At 44.4% G+C, this 18916-nt stretch carries 26 protein-coding genes; 23 read left to right on the top strand and 3 right to left on the bottom strand.

Going from position 1 to position 18916, the window contains the following annotated elements; genetic code table 11:
• The first annotated feature begins 243 nt into the window (after positions 1-243).
• Positions 244-906, top strand: coding sequence for an HAD family hydrolase (locus tag QP794_RS03305; RefSeq protein ID WP_285074890.1), 663 nt, complete (start codon positions 244-246; stop codon positions 904-906).
• 139 nt (positions 907-1045) lie between these two features.
• On the opposite strand, the gene QP794_RS03300 is transcribed toward QP794_RS03305, so the two are convergent.
• Positions 1046-2206 carry a glycosyltransferase family 4 protein gene (locus tag QP794_RS03300; protein ID WP_285074889.1) on the bottom strand — a complete coding sequence of 387 codons (1161 nt, stop codon included), beginning with the start codon at positions 2204-2206 and terminating at the stop codon, positions 1046-1048.
• A 338-nt stretch (positions 2207-2544) separates the two neighbouring features.
• On the opposite strand from QP794_RS03300, the gene QP794_RS03295 reads away from it, so the two are divergent.
• From QP794_RS03295 to QP794_RS03285, 3 genes are read left to right on the top strand one after another with little or no spacing between them, the layout of a single operon-like run.
• Positions 2545-3114 carry a DMP19 family protein gene (locus QP794_RS03295; RefSeq protein WP_285074888.1) on the top strand — a complete coding sequence of 190 codons (570 nt, stop codon included), beginning with the start codon at positions 2545-2547 and terminating at the stop codon, positions 3112-3114.
• Positions 3115-3139: 25 nt separating this feature from the next.
• Positions 3140-3676, top strand: coding sequence for an AAA family ATPase (locus QP794_RS03290; protein WP_285074887.1), 537 nt, complete (start codon positions 3140-3142; stop codon positions 3674-3676).
• A gap of 12 nt (positions 3677-3688) precedes the next feature.
• On the top strand, positions 3689-3979 hold the full coding sequence (locus tag QP794_RS03285) for a hypothetical protein (RefSeq protein WP_285074886.1): 291 nt from the start codon (positions 3689-3691) through the stop codon (positions 3977-3979).
• Between the two features lie 109 nt (positions 3980-4088).
• Here QP794_RS03285 and QP794_RS03280 read toward each other — a convergent pair whose 3' ends face one another.
• Positions 4089-4862 carry a sporulation protein gene (locus QP794_RS03280; protein WP_285074885.1) on the bottom strand — a complete coding sequence of 258 codons (774 nt, stop codon included), beginning with the start codon at positions 4860-4862 and terminating at the stop codon, positions 4089-4091.
• Between the two features lie 261 nt (positions 4863-5123).
• On the opposite strand from QP794_RS03280, the gene QP794_RS03275 reads away from it, so the two are divergent.
• The 12 genes from QP794_RS03275 (at position 5124) to QP794_RS03220 (ending at position 14211) form a co-directional block, all read left to right on the top strand.
• Positions 5124-5564: a cupin domain-containing protein gene (locus QP794_RS03275; RefSeq protein ID WP_285074884.1), complete on the top strand. Its 441-nt coding sequence runs from the start codon at positions 5124-5126 to the stop codon at positions 5562-5564.
• Positions 5565-5581: 17 nt separating this feature from the next.
• Positions 5582-6124 (top strand): hypothetical protein, encoded by a 543-nt coding sequence (locus QP794_RS03270; RefSeq protein WP_285074882.1) that lies wholly within the window; start codon positions 5582-5584, stop codon positions 6122-6124.
• Positions 6124-6663 (top strand): GNAT family N-acetyltransferase, encoded by a 540-nt coding sequence (locus tag QP794_RS03265; protein ID WP_285075202.1) that lies wholly within the window; start codon positions 6124-6126, stop codon positions 6661-6663. The genes QP794_RS03270 and QP794_RS03265 overlap by 1 nt, the downstream gene beginning before the upstream one ends.
• A gap of 49 nt (positions 6664-6712) precedes the next feature.
• Entirely contained in the window at positions 6713-7237 is a 525-nt protein-coding gene (locus QP794_RS03260; protein ID WP_285074881.1) for a YfiT family bacillithiol transferase, read from the top strand.
• Between the two features lie 36 nt (positions 7238-7273).
• The gene (locus tag QP794_RS03255) at positions 7274-7780 is read left to right on the top strand and encodes a GNAT family N-acetyltransferase (protein ID WP_285074879.1); all 507 of its coding nucleotides are present in this window, start codon (positions 7274-7276) and stop codon (positions 7778-7780) included.
• A gap of 255 nt (positions 7781-8035) precedes the next feature.
• On the top strand, positions 8036-8296 hold the full coding sequence (locus QP794_RS03250) for a hypothetical protein (protein WP_285074878.1): 261 nt from the start codon (positions 8036-8038) through the stop codon (positions 8294-8296).
• A gap of 35 nt (positions 8297-8331) precedes the next feature.
• The gene (locus QP794_RS03245; protein WP_285074876.1) at positions 8332-8577 is read left to right on the top strand and encodes a hypothetical protein; all 246 of its coding nucleotides are present in this window, start codon (positions 8332-8334) and stop codon (positions 8575-8577) included.
• Between the two features lie 71 nt (positions 8578-8648).
• Entirely contained in the window at positions 8649-9389 is a 741-nt protein-coding gene (locus tag QP794_RS03240) for an SDR family NAD(P)-dependent oxidoreductase (protein WP_285074875.1), read from the top strand.
• 353 nt (positions 9390-9742) lie between these two features.
• Entirely contained in the window at positions 9743-10432 is a 690-nt protein-coding gene (locus QP794_RS03235) for a response regulator transcription factor (protein WP_285074874.1), read from the top strand.
• A complete protein-coding gene (locus tag QP794_RS03230; RefSeq protein ID WP_285074873.1) occupies positions 10429-11433 on the top strand; it encodes a sensor histidine kinase in 1005 nt (334 codons plus the stop codon). The genes QP794_RS03235 and QP794_RS03230 overlap by 4 nt, the downstream gene beginning before the upstream one ends.
• 100 nt (positions 11434-11533) lie before the next feature.
• Entirely contained in the window at positions 11534-12289 is a 756-nt protein-coding gene (locus QP794_RS03225; RefSeq protein WP_285074872.1) for an ABC transporter ATP-binding protein, read from the top strand.
• Positions 12286-14211, top strand: a complete 1926-nt coding sequence (locus QP794_RS03220; RefSeq protein ID WP_285074871.1) for an ABC transporter permease — start codon at positions 12286-12288, stop codon at positions 14209-14211. Before QP794_RS03225 ends, QP794_RS03220 begins: the two co-directional genes overlap by 4 nt.
• A gap of 203 nt (positions 14212-14414) precedes the next feature.
• Here QP794_RS03220 and QP794_RS03215 read toward each other — a convergent pair whose 3' ends face one another.
• The gene (locus QP794_RS03215; RefSeq protein WP_285074870.1) at positions 14415-14918 is read right to left on the bottom strand and encodes a hypothetical protein; all 504 of its coding nucleotides are present in this window, start codon (positions 14916-14918) and stop codon (positions 14415-14417) included.
• A gap of 218 nt (positions 14919-15136) precedes the next feature.
• Between QP794_RS03215 and QP794_RS33110 the strand changes: the two genes are divergently transcribed.
• The 7 genes from QP794_RS33110 to QP794_RS03185 all read left to right on the top strand — a co-directional run bounded on the left by QP794_RS33110 (position 15137) and on the right by QP794_RS03185 (position 18807).
• On the top strand, positions 15137-15343 hold the full coding sequence (locus tag QP794_RS33110; protein ID WP_350338841.1) for a CDP-alcohol phosphatidyltransferase family protein: 207 nt from the start codon (positions 15137-15139) through the stop codon (positions 15341-15343).
• Positions 15324-15716 (top strand): CDP-alcohol phosphatidyltransferase family protein, encoded by a 393-nt coding sequence (locus QP794_RS03210; protein WP_350338840.1) that lies wholly within the window; start codon positions 15324-15326, stop codon positions 15714-15716. Before QP794_RS33110 ends, QP794_RS03210 begins: the two co-directional genes overlap by 20 nt.
• Positions 15717-15767: 51 nt before the next feature.
• The gene (locus QP794_RS03205; protein WP_285074869.1) at positions 15768-15932 is read left to right on the top strand and encodes a hypothetical protein; all 165 of its coding nucleotides are present in this window, start codon (positions 15768-15770) and stop codon (positions 15930-15932) included.
• 21 nt (positions 15933-15953) lie between these two features.
• On the top strand, positions 15954-16379 hold the full coding sequence (locus QP794_RS03200; protein ID WP_285074868.1) for a GNAT family N-acetyltransferase: 426 nt from the start codon (positions 15954-15956) through the stop codon (positions 16377-16379).
• Positions 16380-16420: 41 nt separating this feature from the next.
• Entirely contained in the window at positions 16421-16858 is a 438-nt protein-coding gene (locus QP794_RS03195) for a GNAT family N-acetyltransferase (protein WP_285074867.1), read from the top strand.
• Positions 16859-16964: 106 nt separating this feature from the next.
• Entirely contained in the window at positions 16965-17387 is a 423-nt protein-coding gene (locus QP794_RS03190) for a hypothetical protein (protein ID WP_285074866.1), read from the top strand.
• A gap of 199 nt (positions 17388-17586) precedes the next feature.
• The gene (locus QP794_RS03185) at positions 17587-18807 is read left to right on the top strand and encodes an RtcB family protein (RefSeq protein WP_285074864.1); all 1221 of its coding nucleotides are present in this window, start codon (positions 17587-17589) and stop codon (positions 18805-18807) included.
• The last annotated feature ends 109 nt before the right edge of the window (positions 18808-18916 follow it).

The following is an 18916-nucleotide window of genomic DNA, read 5'->3' as shown; positions in this document are numbered from 1 at the left end:
GTCTATTCTATGGTTGGGTTTGCATGTTTATAATTCATGGTAGTCGCAGCTAACAGAATAGATTAAACATTACGTTAGAGGTGAGTAGTTATGGGGTTTATTGGGATCATTTGTGTAATTATTATGACGGTCACACTCATCAGCATAGAAAGTAAAACGAAACGATTAGGCCGAAACCAATCGGAAACTGGAGTTGCTGTTGAGTAAAGAACGTTTGACAGACTAGACAGGAGGAGCATGACGATGGATCATATTAAAGCGATTATTTTTGATCTGGACAATACGATTCTCAACAGAACAAGTACCTTTGAGGGATTTACCCAGAGCCTGATTAACACTTATTTTACCCATCTTGAGACTTCGGATGATATCCTCAAAAGAATCATTGAGCTTGATATGGATGGTTATAAGGATAAACATATCCTGTTCAACGAGCTGCTCCATGAATTACCTTGGGCTGAGAACCCGCCTCACGCGGAGCTTATGGAGTTCTATGGCAGAGAGTATGTGAGGAGTGCTGTTCTAATGGAACAGGCGCGAGAAGTGGTGCAGCATCTAAGAGGAAAATATAAAACAGGTTTGATCACCAATGGTAAAACTGAGATTCAGTACGGTAAAATCGATCAGCTCGGCATCCGGGATGATTTTGATCATATTATCGTTTCGGAAGAGGCTGGGGTCAAAAAGCCCGACCCTCGTATTTTCAAATTGGCATTGGATCATTTCGGCCTCACTCCAGTGCAGTGTGCCTACATTGGAGATCATCCGGTAAATGATGTTGAAGGCGCGGCAAAAGTAGGCATGAGCACGATTTGGATGAAGGTCAATCAGCCTTGGCAGGACAGCATTACAACCAAGCCATTGCATATTATTGAGCATCTTGGTGAATTAAAAGGGCTACTCTAAGCGGAGACAGTCAGATTAGATTCAAAATTACACTACATAACAGAACAGCGAGGAAGGCGCGCATGGAGATCAGACAAATGGAAACGGCTGTTATTAAGAGCGAGGATGTTAGCCATCCCCGCTTTTTTCTTAGTAATGTTCAAGCTGTAATAATTCGATCTTTCGTGCGTCTTCTCCGATTCTCAATGGCTTCCTCATAATCCCCGATTAACCCGTCAAAAATGTGATCCCACGAACGCTGCTCAGCAAGCTTTCGTCCTTCAATACCCATATGTCTTAGTTGTTCCATATGATCACCCCAGAGGCATATCTCCCGAATCAATGCGTCTGCCTGACCTGGCTCGAACAGAACACCGCTTCGATGATGTGCGACCAAGTCTTTTACACCGCCACCATTCGCTGCGAGAACTGGCAATCCTGAAGCCATCGCTTCCAGCACCACATTGCCAAATGTTTCTGTTGAGGAAGGAAACACAAAGAGATCTGCCGAAGCATACATAACAGCAAGTTCCTCACCATGGAGGTACCCTGTAAAGGTGACATTGGGCGGGGATTGCATACGCATTTTGGGAAGTAATGGGCCATCACCTACAATGATCCAGTGTACACGGGATTGCATATGTTCAGGTAACTGCTGCATGGCAAGCGTGAGGGTAGCGATATCTTTTTCTGGGGCAATTCGTCCTACGTAGAGTAAAATTAGAGGAGCCGTTATATTGTAGCGTGTACGGATATCTGAGCTTCGTTTATCTGGTGAGTACAGGCTGCAATCGATCCCGCGGGACCAGAGTTTTAGACGCTGAATACCTTTCGATTGCAATGAGTTTAAGGTCTCCTGAGACGGTGCTAATGTGGAGTCACAGGCCCGGTGGAACCACTGAATGTACTTCCAGTAGAGAGGAATTATGCTGTTCAACCTGTAGTATTCGAGGTAACGATCAAAGTGGGTATGGTAGGAGATGACATGAGGAAGCTGATGCTTGAGCGCATATCTGAGACCGAGAAGGCCCATATTGAATGGAGTGGCGATATGCAGCAGATCTGGCTGAAAGGCTTTTAACTCTTGATGGATGGATCTCCGGTTAGGTAGGGCTATTCTACATTCCGGATAGAGGAAAAAGGGGATGTTGGTAACCGAACGGGCCGGTGCGGCGTGATTGCCTTCAATAACGGACTGCGGCGTAAGTAGCAGATGCTCAATTCCTTTGCGGTTTAACTGGTTACTTAAGCGGTGCAGCGTGCCGGCAACACCATTGGTATCCGGAACATAGGTATCGGTGAACAAGGCCAGGCGCATCATTACCCCTCCCATGACTCTTGATGACACGATCATAACAGCGGATCATTTTCCAGAGGTCAAGTGAAGGTTAACTTTATCTGTATTTCGTGTAAAGTGTGTGGGCAGCGTGATCTGGTGCAAACATACATAGGATAAACTTATATCGTATATTCTGCTATGATATAAAGGCGTTTCTTTACACTAGTTATGACTATGTATTAATCCAGTGTGGAATTATTCGTTCAGCATATATAGATATGTTCAACACAGCGATCGGAAGGTTGTTCTGTCATCGGAGTGATAGTGTAAGTATTCATAAGTTAAACTTATATATAGAGAGATACAGGAGGCAGAGAGAGATGGACAAATTACAGGAAGAATTGCAGCAATTATTACCCTTGGATCAGCTTGAAAGCATGTCGGGTGAAGAAGTGGTGGGGAGCGTTGCCATGGATCTTTATCGTGCTGAATTTGCGACCATTCGGGAATGCGGACCGGAACTTCCACAGGTACTGCGAGATACTATCCTGATCGTAGATCTGGATACAGAGCTGTCCATGAGTGGCATTACCGGTTTTCTTGAAAATGCGAGCGGACAGTTTCTGGGTGAAACGACGGAAGCGATGCAGCGCATAGGCAATGATGCAGATGCAGAGATCCTGAAGAACATTCAGCATATGTTAACCGAAAATGGTGTGACGCCTGAGCAATTAAGAGAGAATGTGAATGCACTCTCCGAACAGGATGTAACGACGACCCTGAATACGCATGGTCAACAGATCCATGAGGTTTTGCAACGGGTGGAACTGGAAGCGGGTCATTTGAGCATGCAATCGGATAATGAAGAGGTATTTGAACTCCTTTATCAATATGTGGATACGAACAAAGATCGCCTGAAACAGGAGATGGAACACCTCTTGTCTAATTGAATCTGACACGCCGGAGAGTGTTACAATGATTGTGATGATTAATGGGGCATTTGGCTCGGGTAAAACCTCTGTTGCAACCAAGCTGCAGCCGCAAATTCCGAACAGCATGATCTACGATCCGGAAGAGATTGGTTACATGTTAAGAAATGTGATTGTGGATGACGTGAAAATGGAAGAGGAGAAAACGGACGATTTTCAGGATATGGAGCTGTGGAAAGTCCTTACCGTGAAAGTCGCCCGTGAAATCAGGCAGAAGTATAACAAACATCTGATTGTTCCGATGACCATCTACAAGACAGAGCAGTTCAATTACATCCATCGGGGTCTGAAAGAGTTAGATGCTGACCTCTTTCATTTCACTCTGATGACATCTATGGAAACATTACATGAGAGATTGTTGAAGCGCGGGGATGAGCCTGGTGGATGGACTTTTATACAAGCGGTCAAGTGTGCCGAAGCATTCCACGGAGCACTTTTTGAAGAGTATATTCAAACGGACGACCAAACAACAGATGATGTGGTGGATTTTATAATTTCCAAAGTGTTATCAGACCGTAAATGAGGAGGCAAAAAGATGAGTATCAACAAACGATTAGGTGTGGAATCCCTGTTGGTGACTTTGCTATTCACACTGGGTTTTATGGCTTGGAATGTCGTTCAAGGTATGCTAATGACGCTTAATTACAAGCCTGATATGATGAAAAATGATTCAAGCATCACCACGTTGCAGTCCGAGGTTACTTTCGGCTTCATTGCCCGTTGGGATACCACTTCCATTCTGATCGCTGTTATCGGATTCCTCTTGCTTGCTGCTGCATATTATGGTCTTCGATCGGGGATGCAGCGCTGGACACAGCGTTCTTGAGTTTGGGCTTGTATATTAATAAAAGAAAACATAGACAAAAAACAGTTCTAGACCAATGAAAGTTGGTAGGAGAACTGTTTTTTTGTTTTTGGATCTATTTTTTAATAGATTATAAATGCTTGGAAATGACCTCCTCCAGTCCTTGGGCGACCGAATGTGCACCACGTGCAAGATGTCTCTCATATAGATGCAGACGAACAAAGCTCTCATCTGTACCCATCGCTTCGGAGAAAATGCCACCAAGCCCACGTGCGCGGCGGTCGATCTGAAGCAGCAGTTCCATTGAATCTCCCATCGGGTAAAACAGTACTTCCAGCTCATCCAGATAGCCGCGGAACTTGCTCGTTGGCACGAATTCAAATTCCTGTACAAAGGGAAGATTGCCACCAAGCTTTGGGGCATAGTCGTTGGTCACTTCACGTAACTTAAAACCAAGGAGATCAATTGCATCAAGCACGGTCTTCATATCTTTGGTAGGAACTACGCGTAGTCTGTCCCGGTCTGAGGGGTCCACGGCGCTTGAAATATCAAGGCCTGTTTCAACCCATACCTCTGCACGATGCAGTGTAATTGGAAGATTTTCAGGCAGATCAAATGAGAAGGATTTCTCCAGTTTGGCTCCAGGTTGTAATAGGAACCCTTCTGTGAGTAAATATTTGGCTACAACGGCCGTTTCATTTACTTTCCGATCATTGTGCTCCCGTATGTAATGGGTTTTGATCGTAAGGTAGATTCGGTCTACATTCTGTTCCACTTCTCCGCCCTCGATGTACACGATCCCCGAGATGATTCCTCCAGGCGTAACCTCAGGTGTATGTAATTCTGTATTTACTTTGGCTGCTCCAACACCTACACTGGCTAACATTTTCTTAAAAAAAGACATTTGCTCAACCTCCACATCCTATTGGTCTATCCAAGTGAAAAAATACGACTTCGAGCTTAATACGGCGCCTGTAAGAAAAGCGTTTCAAATTTTAACAAGTACAAGATGAGAATGGATAAAACTCTTTTTACGAAGAAAAAAGATAATCTATCGAACAGGAAAATCGACTTGCCAGTGTCGAATGTTGTTTAATATGGGATTTTCTTCTGGAGGGAAATTTGAATGCCTACCTTCGTATTTCAGATCAGGGGGTGTAATGGATTGGATAGAGAAACTTTAGAACGGAATTTAGGACCAGATAATATGAATACCAGCTTCGAGCAGATGGCTAATGGGGAACGGAAATACAAGATGGTTTCAGCGGATGGCAGTTATTATTGCAGAACGATAGCTTCATCTCAGGGAGCATGGCAAAATAGCCATTTTCATAACCATATAACCGAGTTCTATGTTGTGCAGTCCGGGTGGATCGCTTATGCAAATTTTGCGCATGATCAGGCTCTTAAGATTAGAGTTATGGGCGAAGGAGATCACATCATTGTGGAACCGGGAGTACACCATAATTTATACATGTCAGCCAATAGCGTTATCCATACGATTAAATATGGTTTGAATACACATAGTGATTGGTCTGCTTCTCCAGAATTGGACAGCGTTACACAGACACTAATGGAGAGCGAATTACTTCAGATTTACAGTTAAACTTGGGGGTTAAATACATGCGTAGGAGTACGATATTTTGGCTGACTGGTATTACAATTATTATTGTAGCAGTGTTTCTTGTATATAATAATCTGGCTCCAAGCGTTACAGCGCAAGGTGTTAACATGAAGGGCACGATTCGGCAGACAGCTACGGATGAATACGAGGTGCAATTAACCATTACACGCACAAAAGAAGATAAGGGTCAGCACATCGTATATCCCTTTGTACCTGGCTGGGGTTCAATATCTTTTGTTGACAAACAGGATAGCCGATTTATTCAACCTACTTCCGTCGGCAGCACAGGTGCAATGGAAGAGATTCTTCGTCAAGCGTTACAGAGGCAGACATCAACAGCGATTACTGAATTTGTAGGGTTCTCCATACCTGATACAGTGGGCACGTACAAGATGCGTTTTACCATTCATCCTTTGGGTGAGAAGGCAGAACTGATTAGGCAACCGATGATCTATTATGTTCATCAGGAAAAAGTATTGGGCAAGGACCTGAGCTGGGTCTCGGGAGAGCCTCTGGAAATCATTAAGGAGTATGCAGAGTGATGCTAATCTATGAATTGAATGAAATTACAGTGCGTTTATTGGATGAGCAAGATGAGCAGCACCTTGTTCGATGGTTGTCTGACCCAGCTGTGCTTCAATATTATGAAGGCCGTGATCGGCCGCATGATCTGAATTTGGTCAGAGAGCACTTTTATAGAGAAGACGATACTGCACATCGTTGTATGGTTGAATACGAAGGTAAACCTATTGGATATATCCAGTTCTATGAACTGGAGGGGGAAGAACGAAATGAGTATGGTTATGGAGATAGCGATGAAATTATCTATGGAACAGATCAGTTTATTGGAGAGGCTGATTACTGGAACCACGGTATTGGCACACAACTGGTACAATCCATGTTGGCCTATCTGGTCAACGAAAAGCAAGCCCGGAAAGTGGTTATGGACCCGCAATCGTGGAACGAACGAGCCATTTCCTGTTACGAGAAGTGTGGTTTCAGGAAGGTCAGACTGTTACCAGAACACGAGCTGCATGAAGGGTTGATGAGAGACTGCTGGCTGATGCAGTATGCCCGATAGGCAGCGCGATATACCATGCTTAAGCCATTTAACCAAGGAGGAATGATCGATGGATTTGAGATACCCGATTGGATCATTTGAACATACAGGCGAGGTCACACCAGAGCAGCGGAAACAGTGGATTGAGGATATTGCCGAGTTGCCGGAGCGCGCCCGCGAAGCGGTCAAAGGACTGAATGAAGACCAATTAAGGTTGCCCTACCGGGAAGGTGGCTGGATGCTCAAACAGGTTATACACCATATGGCAGATAGCCACATGAACAGCATGGTTCGTTTCAAGCTGGCATTGACGGAGGATAATCCTACGATAAGACCATATTACGAAGAGCGGTGGGCTGAATTGAGTGATTCGCGGGAGCTGGACGTCGAGTTTTCACTGCAAATCCTGGATGCGCTGCATCGTCGTTGGGTAGCGTTATTAAACACATTAACAGATGCAGACTATGCCAAAACCTTTTATCATCCCGCATCCAAAGAAACGACCAGACTGGATTATAATCTGGGCGTATATGCATGGCATGGAAGACACCATGTTGCCCATATAACCTCGCTTAGAAGCAGGTTGGGAATCTAGCATTGAAATAAATAACTTATTAAGGAGAATACATCGATGAGTATACGTATCCGGCTTTTGAATGAGAGTGATCCGGTTGTAGTTTCGCAGGCGTTTCAGGAACAGGGCTGGGCCAAATCGGCAGAGCAGTACATTCAATATATTGCAGAACAGCAGAATGGTGAACGGGTGACTTTGGTAGCTGAGCTTAATGGAGTTTTTGCCGGTTACGTGAATGTATTATGGAATTCCTGTTATCCGTCGTTCAGGGAACAGGGCATTCCGGAAATTAATGATTTCAATGTGCTGATTAAGTATCAGCGTCAGGGAATTGGATCACGTTTGATGAACCGGGCAGAGGAAGTGGTTCGGGAGAGAACGGATACTGCCGGGATTGGTGTGGGGGTGTTCTCCGATTATGGCAAAGCTCAAATTCTATATGCCCGTCGTGGATATATCCCGGATGGTCAGGGTATTCACAAGCTTGATTGTTATCTAAAGTGGGGCGATGAAACGATCATCGATGACGATGTGGTGTTATATCTAACGAAGAAGTTAAGCTGATCGAATCATGAATATAAATGACTAAAACGACATCCGGAGATAGAGGGTTTCTTTCTTCTGAATGTCGTTTTTTCAACATGTAAACAGACCGTTTTGGGGCTAGAAAAATAGAGTTATATTGGATGGAAATGTTATAATAGAGGGTAGTAGTTTTAGCGCGAAAAACGTGATGAAGCTGGCGATTTAGGGAAAGAGATCGATACATAAGAGGGGATATACAGGATATTTTGTATGAATTCGAGGAGGAATGTGGTTATGGAGAAGACGATAAAAAATGTCCAGGATCTATATGATATGCTTGATGCCGAATTCAGATCAGCGAAGCAATTTTGGGAGCCGTTCTATGAAGAGCGGAACCGGCCGATTCCCTTTTTTCCAAACAAACCGGATGAAAATCTGGTAGCGCATGTGAACTCAGGAATGAACTTACACCACAAGAAGAATACGATCTCGTCTATGATTCGGGCTGTCTTCACCATCTTCTGCCACATCAACGAATTCCCTACATACAGATGATTCACAACGGACTTAAACCTGGAGGATATTTTGGGATGACCTGCTTTGCTCCAGGATTTGGCGGTCAAGGTGGACCGGAGAGTGTAATGGATGATTGGGAGGTATACCATGAGAATTCGATGAAAGGCGGTCTGGCTTTTACGGAGGACAAGCTTCGCTATTTGTTTGAAGATCCTTTTGAATGCGTGGAGTTACGCCCGATGAAGACGAAGGGACAGGATGATAAGTGTTTTGGTTTGCCCATCCTTTGGGTGACGTTGTGGAGAAAACCCAACGTGTAGTTATAGGTTTAAAGGTCATAGGTTTGACGTTTAACCAATCTTGCACGGAGCAAGAGAAAGGCAGGAAGCATATGGGACAAAGGTATTTTATTATTACAGGCACATCCAAGGGGATTGGCAAAAAGCTCGCGGAACTTTTATTGCAAAAGGGAGATTACGTCTACGGTATTGCACGTGGAACGTCTGGCTTGGAGGAAGCTTTCGAGCGTTATATGCATATTCAGTTTGATCTTGCAGATATCCATAGCATCGACGATCTTGTCTCAAGCATATTGGAACAGATTCCGCCGCAAGAAGTTGAATTCATCGGGCTCATTAACAATGCAGCCATGCTTGAGCCGTTGAAGCCGATCGATCAGTGCATCGCAGAGGAAATCAGCCAACAGCTGCATATCAGCTTGGCGGCACCCATGATCCTGACTTCCTCTTTTATACAGCAGACCAGTCACCTGAACGCACGGCGGAAAATTGTCAATGTATCGTCCGGGTCAGGAAGTTATCCGGCACCTTCAATGGCATCTTACTGCACCTCCAAAGCTGGAATAAACATGTTCACCCAATGTGTAGCGATGGAACTATCCGGGCAACCAAATCCCGTTGAAGTGATTGCATTCGATCCAGGGATGGTAGATACGGAGCTACAGGCTGTGGCAAGAGGAAAGAGTGCAGAGGAATTTGCATTGTCCGAGGTATTCGGTCAGGTCTATGAAGCAGGCCAATTAAGATCGCCACAGGATGTCGCAAAGCAACTGATCGAACGGATGGAAGAAATCAGTGACCCAAGCGAGGTCCCCCATACTATGGAGGGATAACAAAATGTACTAATTTGCGTTACGAGTTGCTCCACATGGTTCCAGAATTCTATTGATGAATCTGGGGGAATGTGCCTTGTTCGATCTCTGACAATATAGTGAGAAATAATTATCTTATTTTTGACTCGACAATTTGTATTGTTCAATAAGCAGCGAAAGTAGTGGAGGGGACGAAATCGATTCTGAAGAAACGGAGTGGTCGCCTTTATCCCCGGATTTTCACCTTTGAAAGGTGGAATAAAAAAATCTGGGGATAACAGCGATCGGAAGAACGATTCGTACCCGTAATGGCATTTTGCTGTACTTTTTACAGTTTAGTCATCCCAAGAAGAACAGAAACGTGGTGAAGGTATATGTTTAAAATTATGCTCATTGAAGATGATGAATCATTATTCAGTGAAATCAAAGAACGGTTATCCCAGTGGTCATATGACGTGTATGGCGTACAGGATTTTGGCAAAGTGATGCAGGAATACAGTGTCATTCAGCCCCAGCTGGTGATTATTGATATCCAGCTCCCCCAGTATGACGGATTTCATTGGTGCCGTATGATACGTGCTCATTCCAATGTACCGATAATCTTTCTGTCCTCACGGGATCATCCTACGGATATGGTTATGTCAATGCACCTGGGCGCAGATGACTTCATTCAGAAGCCCTTCCATTTCGATGTGCTGATCGCTAAGATCCAGGCAACACTGCGCAGGGTATACAACTATAATACAGAGCGGATTGAACTGCGTACATGGCGTGGGGCTACCATTGAATATGTGAAGAATACACTTACCCATGAGAACGAATCTGTCCTTTTGACCAAAAATGAAATGTTCATTCTGAAAGTGTTGGTTGAGCGCAAAAATCAGATTGTGACCCGCGAAGATCTGATTCGCAGCTTGTGGGACCATGAGCATTTTGTGAGTGACAACACGCTGACGGTTAACGTCAATCGCCTTCGCAAAAAGTTGGAACCGCTGGATCTGGATGGATATATCGAAACGAAAGTTGGTCAGGGCTATATGGCAACAGAAGAGGCGGAAGCATGATTGGCAAATACATACGGGAAAAGCTCAGCTGGCTATTTCTGCTTATCAGCATGCAGCTCATCATTTTATTTGTAGCCTATATTGACACGTCCATTCCATTCCGATCTGTAGCATATATCGTTGTGCTGAATGTAGTGGTTTGCATCGTGTTTATCTGGGTGAGATATCCAAGGGAGACCCGTTTCTACAAAAGATTAACCACCTGGGATCATACCTATGATCCGGGGGATTTGGAAATCGCGGAAAGCCCTTATGAACGGATTGTGCACGATGCCGTGACTTCGCAGACCGAACGTTATCGGAAAGAGTCCTCGTCTCATTTTATTTTGCTGGAGCAGGAAAAGGATGAGATGTTGGCCTGGATTCATGAAGTGAAGACGCCGCTAACTGCGCTGCAATTGATGATTGAGCGTATGCCGGCTGACAAGCTACAGGGGCAAATGACGTATGAATGGCTGCGAATTCACCAACTGCTTGATCAGCAGCTTCACCAGAAGCGTATTCCATTTATGCATAATGATTTGTTTGTGGAAGAAACAGAGCTTGAACCGATTTTGAATGGCGAGATTAGAGCTTTGAAGTCGTGGTGCATATCCAAAGGGATTGGCTTCGAAGTGTCATTACATGTGACAAAGGTGCTGACCGACAGCAAATGGTTAGGTTTTATCATACGGCAGCTGCTTAGCAACGCAGTGAAATACAGTCATTCCTCCGACATTGTCATTGAAAGCCGGGAACTGGAGGGGCATATCATACTGACCATTCAGGATTATGGACGAGGAATCGAGGCTCATGATTTACCACGCATCTTTGATAAAGGCTTCACTTCATCGCAAGGCAGGCTGGAAGGAACGGCAACGGGGATGGGCTTATATTTGACCCGACAGGTAGCACAAACACTTCGTATAAACGTTAAGGCACAGTCTGCTCCCGGAGAAGGCACCATCGTCAAGCTGACCTTTCCGCGTAAGAATGACATGATCCAGCTTGCAGGCGTGTGACAACATTGTCACATGCTTTTTGGTTTTGTTCGGTGAATCGCACGATAAATTGCAACATCCCGCCTATGATGGAGATATACCAAAGAGGAGTGAGTGGGATATGTGGATACTGGAAGCCAAAAAAATTCATAAAGTCTATGGGAACAAACTAAATAAACAGGAAGTCCTCAAGGGAATTGATCTCGGGGTAAGTAAAGGCGAATTTGTGGGTATTATGGGACCTTCGGGTTCGGGGAAAACGACGCTGCTGAATGTTCTTTCCTCGATTGACCGGGTAAGTCAGGGCACGATTGACATTGAGGGTCAGGAGTTTACCGGCATGAAGGAGAAACAGCTTGCTGAATTCCGCAAACATCATCTCGGCTTTATTTTTCAGGATTATAATCTGCTGGATACCCTCACGGTGAAGGAAAATGTATTGCTGCCGCTCTCCATTACGAGTATTCCGAAGCATGAGGCACACCTGAAGTTCGAACAAATTGCCCGTGAACTGGGCATATACGAGCTGAAAGACAAATATCCTTCCGAAATCTCGGGTGGACAGAAGCAGCGGACTTCGGCAGCGCGTGCATTTGTGCATGATCCGAGCATTATTTTTGCTGACGAGCCGACAGGTGCACTCGATTCCAAATCAGCTTCGGACCTGCTTGGCAAATTGAGTGATATGAACACCAAGTATGAGGCTACCATTATTATGGTCACCCATGATCCATTTGCCGCGAGTTATTGCAGCAGAGTGATTTTCATCCGGGACGGTCAGATCTACACCCAATTAAATAAAGGAGACGAGTCCAGGCAATCCTTCTTCAATGACATTATCAAAACTCAAGGCGTGCTGGGTGGTGTGCAGCCATGAGCCTGAACTACATCATTTTTCGCAATCTGAGGAAGAACCTGAAGAATTATTATCTTTACGTCTTCGCCCTGATTTTTAGTGTGGCGCTGTATTTTTCATTTGTGACATTACAGTATGATCCCTCTATGAATGAGGTTGCTGAATCAACAAAAGGAGCGGCTGCGATAGGCGCATCCTCCGTGTTACTGATCGTCATTGTGGGCATTTTTCTGCTCTATGCCAATACGATTTTTATCAAGCGACGTAGTAAGGAGATCGGTTTGTTTCAGCTGATCGGACTGACGAAGGGGAGAATATTTGGCATCCTGAGTGCGGAAAATTGCATTCTCTACTTTAGTTCGCTGGCGGTGGGGGTTCTGATCGGTTTTCTCGGTTCCAAGCTGATATTGATGATTTTGTTCAAAATTATTGGTGTTGAAGCGATCACCAATTTGTACTTCTCACCGATGGCCTTGTTGCAGACCTTGATTGTTTTTGCCGTGATGTACTTGCTCATCATGTTGATGAATTACACCTTTATCCGAGCACAGAGCATCCTATCCCTCTTTCGGGTGTCTTCTACAACAGAGCAGCAGGTACAGAAGTTATCTATAGGGCAGATTCTGATGGGCATCTTAGGTATTGCTCTGATCGTGTTCGGTTACATACTGTCTGCACGGCTGTTCAGCGTCGAGAAATTGGATATGCAGCAGTTAATGTATACGATGATTTTAATTCTCTTTTCGGTTATTTTGGGGACGTATCTATTCTATAAAGGTTCTGTCAGTTTTCTCTTTAATCTGATCCGCAGAAGTAAAAAGGGTTATCTCTCTATTAACGAGGTATTATCGTTATCCTCCATCATGTTTCGCATGAAGTCGAATGCCTTGTTGCTAACTATTATTACTACTGTATCGGCACTCGCCATAGGTATGCTGTCGCTCAGTTACATTTCCTACTATTCGGCAGAGGCGCAAGCCAAAGAAAGCCTGCCGGAGGATTTCTCTTTTGCTCAGGCTGAGGTAAAGGATCGTTTTATAGCGGAGTTGGATCACAAACAGATTCCATATGAAGAAAAGCACAGACAACCTTTGTATATTGAAATTGATGCTCACAAGGTGATGAATGACTCCACAATGGAGGAGTTGTTGTTCAGCAGTGTAGTAAGTGACAGCATGGTAGATAACATTGATCTGAAACCAGGCGAAGTCATTTTCATGGGGTACGGCAATGTAATTCAGCAATTCTTTTCCATTCGGGATGATGGTCCCATTGTTCTGCACGGATTGAAAAAAACGATTGACCAGCAACTGATTGGAACCATGAAACAGGGAGTTCTTCCCGTATACTATACCCGGGGTACACCTGTAGCGGTTGTGGATGAATCAGTTTATGCGGAGCTCGCGCAGGATCTTGATCCGAAACTTCAGAAAGGGGAATCGACCGATTATTACGGTGTGCAAATTACAGATCCAGGACAGGACGAGAATGCGTATGCTATTTTTGCAGATCTGCAATTAGAGACCCCAAGTTTCTCCCAGATTGAATTCAGAAATAACCAACGCACCACTATGGGACTAATTATGTTCATTGTCGGTTTCCTGGGACTGACCTTCCTGATTACATCCGGATGCATCCTCTATTTCAAACAAATGAATGAGAGCGAAGAGGAGAAATCCAACTATACGATTCTACGGAAACTCGGATTTACGCAAGGCAATCTGTTACGCGGAATACAGTTCAAACAGTTGTTTAATTTCGGCATTCCACTTGTTGTGGGACTAAGCCATAGTTATTTTGCTGTGAAATCAGGCTGGTTCTTCTTTGGTACAGAACTTGTCACACCTACCGTAATGGTCATGATTGTATATACGATGTTATATTCGATCTTTGGACTGTTGTCCGTATGGTATTACAAACGTGTGATTAGAGAATCGTTGTAGATCAGGAGATTAGGGACAGAGAAATACATTAAAGAAAACGGAACAAGGGCAACTGTATGAAATACAGTATGTCCTTTCTTTTTTTGTGAAGGTTACGTTAAAACTTAATGTTGTTTTTTTACTCTAAAAGAAAACTGCCTTATGTGAAAGGCAGTTCATTAATCTTTCGTGTCCCGTAACCATAACGATTTAGCTTATCAAAATCATTTTATTGTATTTGCTATTTCAATTAATGTTTGGTGATCGTATAACGGTTCAAGATTGTTATTTTTACCTGAAATAAGAGAGTAAGTTAAACCCTCATTTCTCCAATAAATGGCGTTAAAATGTTCGTCTCCTTGGTCCCACGTCTGCGAACCGTTAGCTAATTTTAGTCCTTCTTTTCCATTTGGAGGCGTATCAGCCTTTGAGTTTGTCATCATAAGGATTAGGGTCAATCCTTCATCAGTATTCTCATATGTGATTTCCACGGCATCAAATGTACCATTGGTATCTAAAATCCTTGCTGATTTTTGATTAACTTGAAAAGGAACGGACGGCTGTCTCATTTCAAACGGGATCTTAGCTTCAGCATCTTCAATTGAGATCTCAACTGGAGGATTCCAATCTGAATGCTCGTTCGGTTGGTTACTTTCCACTTTTTGTGAGCAGGCAAACAATAAAAGAGGTATCGTACATAGGAACAGTAACTTACTTACAGCTTTCATTTCATCACCTCGATATGAGAATAGTTACTTCTATTACGTTTCCATTAGCTGGAAAGTTGCATGATCCTTCCTGTTAGATCTAAAAGATAAAGCCGCTAACACGTTTTTCCCACCAGACTTGGAGCAGCAATGGTCTGAGCCTTTTGTGAGAAAAAAAGGAGGACGGCGAGAGGATGGAGAAATCACAACATATGGAGTGAAGAAGAAGGAGGTTTTCCATGAACCTGGCTAACAAAATTACCCTGGCGAGAATGGCATTGATTCCTTTGTTTATGTTGTGCTTCATCCCGATGCCGTCATGGATACAGGAGTTGAGTGAGTTTATTCGTTTTTTGGAGCAGCATGGCTTGGTGATTGGAGTTATTATTTTTGTAATAGCTGCAGGTACGGATAAGCTGGATGGGTATGTGGCGAGAAAAATATAATCAAATAACCAAGCTGGGGAAATTGCTTGATCCACTGGCAGATAAACTATTGATTTCGGTTGCTCTGATCATAATGGTTCAGGAGAATCTGATCGGTTCATGGATTGCTGTGATCATTATTGGACGTGAAATTGTCATTACAGCGCTGCGTATGATTGCTACTGAACAAGGAATTGCTCTGGCTGCTGATCGATATGGCAAAATTAAAATGGTGCTGCAGGTGGCAGCCATCCTCGCTGTATTATTGAATAATGTTCCGTTCAGTTTGCTGACAGATGTGCGGGTTGATATGATTTTATTATGGCTAGCGGCAGGAGCTACGCTGTTATCTGGATTGAACTACATCTTAGTGAATTATAGACTACTGAAATAAAGACTACTGGAATAATGGCCCTCAGGCATCGGCGCGCAAGCTGCCATTCAGGTGTTCAACCTTTTTCACGGGACATGGAAAGTAGCGGAGATGGAGACGAATGAGCCTGCTCAGATTTTCTGGCGTAAGGTCATTGCACGTTATACCCATAATAAATACCAAGAGGTTAGAGAGCCAGAGTGGGACGGACCCATTCAAATATTTACCACGGAGTAATGACGAAAGGGGGAGAAGAGATTGTCCCAAATCAACATCAATTCAAGTACTCCAAAGGATTCAGAATATGTTCGCCAGCAACTTATCGCATTTAATGCTGCGCATGTGAGCGAGGAATTAAGGCATCGTTACGAAGAATTGAATTTTAACATCAAAAATGACGACGGCGAGATTGTTGCAGGTGTGCTCAGTACACTTTGCTGGAATTGGCTGGAGATCGACATTCTTTGGGTGGATGCAGAGCATCGGCATCAAGGTTACGGTTCCCAATTGCTACGTGAGATTGAACGTATTGCACGCGAGAAATCCTGTGATTTCATCCAATTGAACACATTCTCGTATCAGGCACCGGAATTTTATAAGAAGCATGGCTATCAATTGATCACAACGATCGAGAATGCACCGACCGGACACCGCCATTATTATTTTAAGAAGGACCTAACTTAAGGCAGCATATGTGAAATAGGACAAAAATCAGGAGGGTTATCATGGTTATCATTAGAGCAATCGAACTTGAAGATTTGCCGGAGCTAAGCAAGCTGTACAACGAGTTGATGGGTACACCGACCAATGAACAGCAGATGCAGAAGATGTTTCACTATATCCAGCAAAATGGACACTACCATGTACTCGGGGCATTTTACAACGGGGAATTGGCCGGATCGGTTATGGGCATTGAATGTATGGATCTGGCGGGTCAGTGCAATCCCTTCATGGTTGTGGAGAATGTAATTGTATCCGATCAGGTACGCAGACAGGGAATTGGTCAGAAGCTTATGCTTCAGATTGAGCACATTGCGAGAGACCTGGGTTGTGAATATATGATTCTGGTGTCTGGCGATCAGCGCAAAGAGGCACATATTTTCTATGAAAAACTGGGTTTTAAGGATGAGAAGGTTCAGGGTTACCGGAAGCATTTTAATTAATCAATATAGCACGGGAAATGTCTTAATGGTAGAAGGACTACTTAAGGGGCAGGGCGAATAAGGCATAGTCTGGAAATAAATGAACTGATATGAGGGAGGCACTCTCGTGTTCAAAAAATGGGCTAATGTCTTGATGATTCTAAGTTTGGTGTTCGCTGTATGCTCCCCAACATCCTATGCCGCTGCCAAAACGGTCAAAGTGACCGTGACGCTTGTCAGTGCAGAACTGGTGGAGAACAATTCCGTTGGTAATGAATGGGCCATAGGGGCAAGTGTAAACGGCAAGAGCCTGGAGGAGGGCTCGTCGGTCACGTTGAATCTAAAACCAACGGATACGTTGAAATTAAAAGCAAATGCCGAGGAACAGGACAAAATTCCTGATCTTGGAAGCAAAAGCATGAACGTTAAGGTTTCCTCCATTTCCAAATCGATCAACAAGACCCTGGCGGTTGTCGTGACGGAGAACAGAGGCCGCTATTCGGGTAACACGGCGACGTGGGAGTTCAAGTTTAAGATCAGTAAAAAATAGAACAAGGACTAATCATGTAGAAGAGAGCCTAGCTCTCTTTTTTAATATATACGGATAACTTTAAACTGAAGGAATGTATAGTTTCGGGAAGGATCTCTCTTTGGTAAAATAAAGAAAGTTATGAGTAGAAGCGTACATATTTTAATGTATATATTTATTTCATTGGAAGTTTTAATGAAAAAAGGAGGTTAACCAGATCATGCGTATCGTGGATAACATTAAAGTCTGGGGGGAACCGCTGGAGAATGCAGTAAGTCAGGCTGTGACATGCTCGCAGCATGGTGACGTACTGGGCGTGGCTCTCATGGCGGACCATCACAAGGGATATTCACAGCCCATCGGGGGCGTGGTAGCCTACCGAAACATGATCAGTCCTTCAGGTGTCGGATATGATATTGCCTGCGGTAATAAGGCCGTACGAACCAACCTGATGTGGGATGATATCCGGCATCAGATTGCTGTCATTATGGATGATATTAATTCGACCATATCCTTCGGCGTAGGGCGCAACAATCCAACACCTGTGGAGCATGAGCTGTTCGATGATGCCAGCTGGAAGCTGTTTGATTCCATTGAGCCTGGACTACAGCACAAGTTGAAGACACTCGCGCGCAACCAGCTCGGGACGGTGGGCAGTGGCAATCATTTTGTAGATATTTTTGTGGAAGAGACGACGGGTAAGTTATGGATTGCAAACCACTTTGGCAGCCGCGGATTTGGCCACAAGGTTGCGAGTGGTTTTCTGAATTTGGCTGCCGGACGTAAGTTCAGTGGTAAAGCACCGGGAGAATCGATGGATCAACCACCGACATTGTTTGACCTCAAGAGTGAAATGGGTGATATGTATTGGGACGGGATGACTCTGGCCGGCCGATATGCTTACGCAGGCCGAGATTATGTGATTGAACAGGTTCTCGGTATTCTCGGGGCGAGCGCAGAGTATTCGGTTCATAACCATCATAACTTTGCCTGGAAAGAACAGCATATGGGCGAAGAAGTCGTGGTGGTCCGCAAAGGAGCAACGCCGCTGGCCCCGGGCCAGCTTGGTTTTGTAGGAGGCAGCATGGGAGATATCTCGGTAATTGTGGAGGGAATTCACAGCGAAGAGAATACCGAGTCTTTCCGCAGCACCGTACATGGTGCAGGGCGCACTATGAGCCGAACCCAGGCGGCTGGCAAAATGAATTACGAGCTGAGTACCCGTATGGGTGGTGAGATTAGCGAAGAACAGATGCAGGCGGCGATTCGTGCCTATGGTGTGGAGCTGAGAGGTGCAGGAACGGATGAAAGTCCATTTGTGTACAAGAAGCTGCAGGACGTGCTGAATGCGCATGCGCATACTTTGAAAATCAACCATATCCTGCGACCTGTAGGTGTCGCAATGGCCGGAGGCAATGAAATCGATCCATATAAGGACTAAATCATTATATATGTTCAACTAAACATTTACACAATAACGGAGAGGACAGAAATAACCTGAAGAAGCGAAGTGTTCGCCTTTATCCCTGGATTTTCACAATTGAAAAAGG

The sequence above is a fragment of the Paenibacillus sp. UMB7766-LJ446 genome, from assembly GCF_030226665.1.
In the GTDB taxonomy this organism is placed as follows: domain Bacteria; phylum Bacillota; class Bacilli; order Paenibacillales; family Paenibacillaceae; genus Paenibacillus; species Paenibacillus vandeheii.
Note: the sequence above shows the minus strand (reverse complement) of the source record. Positions and strands in the feature narration are given on the sequence as shown.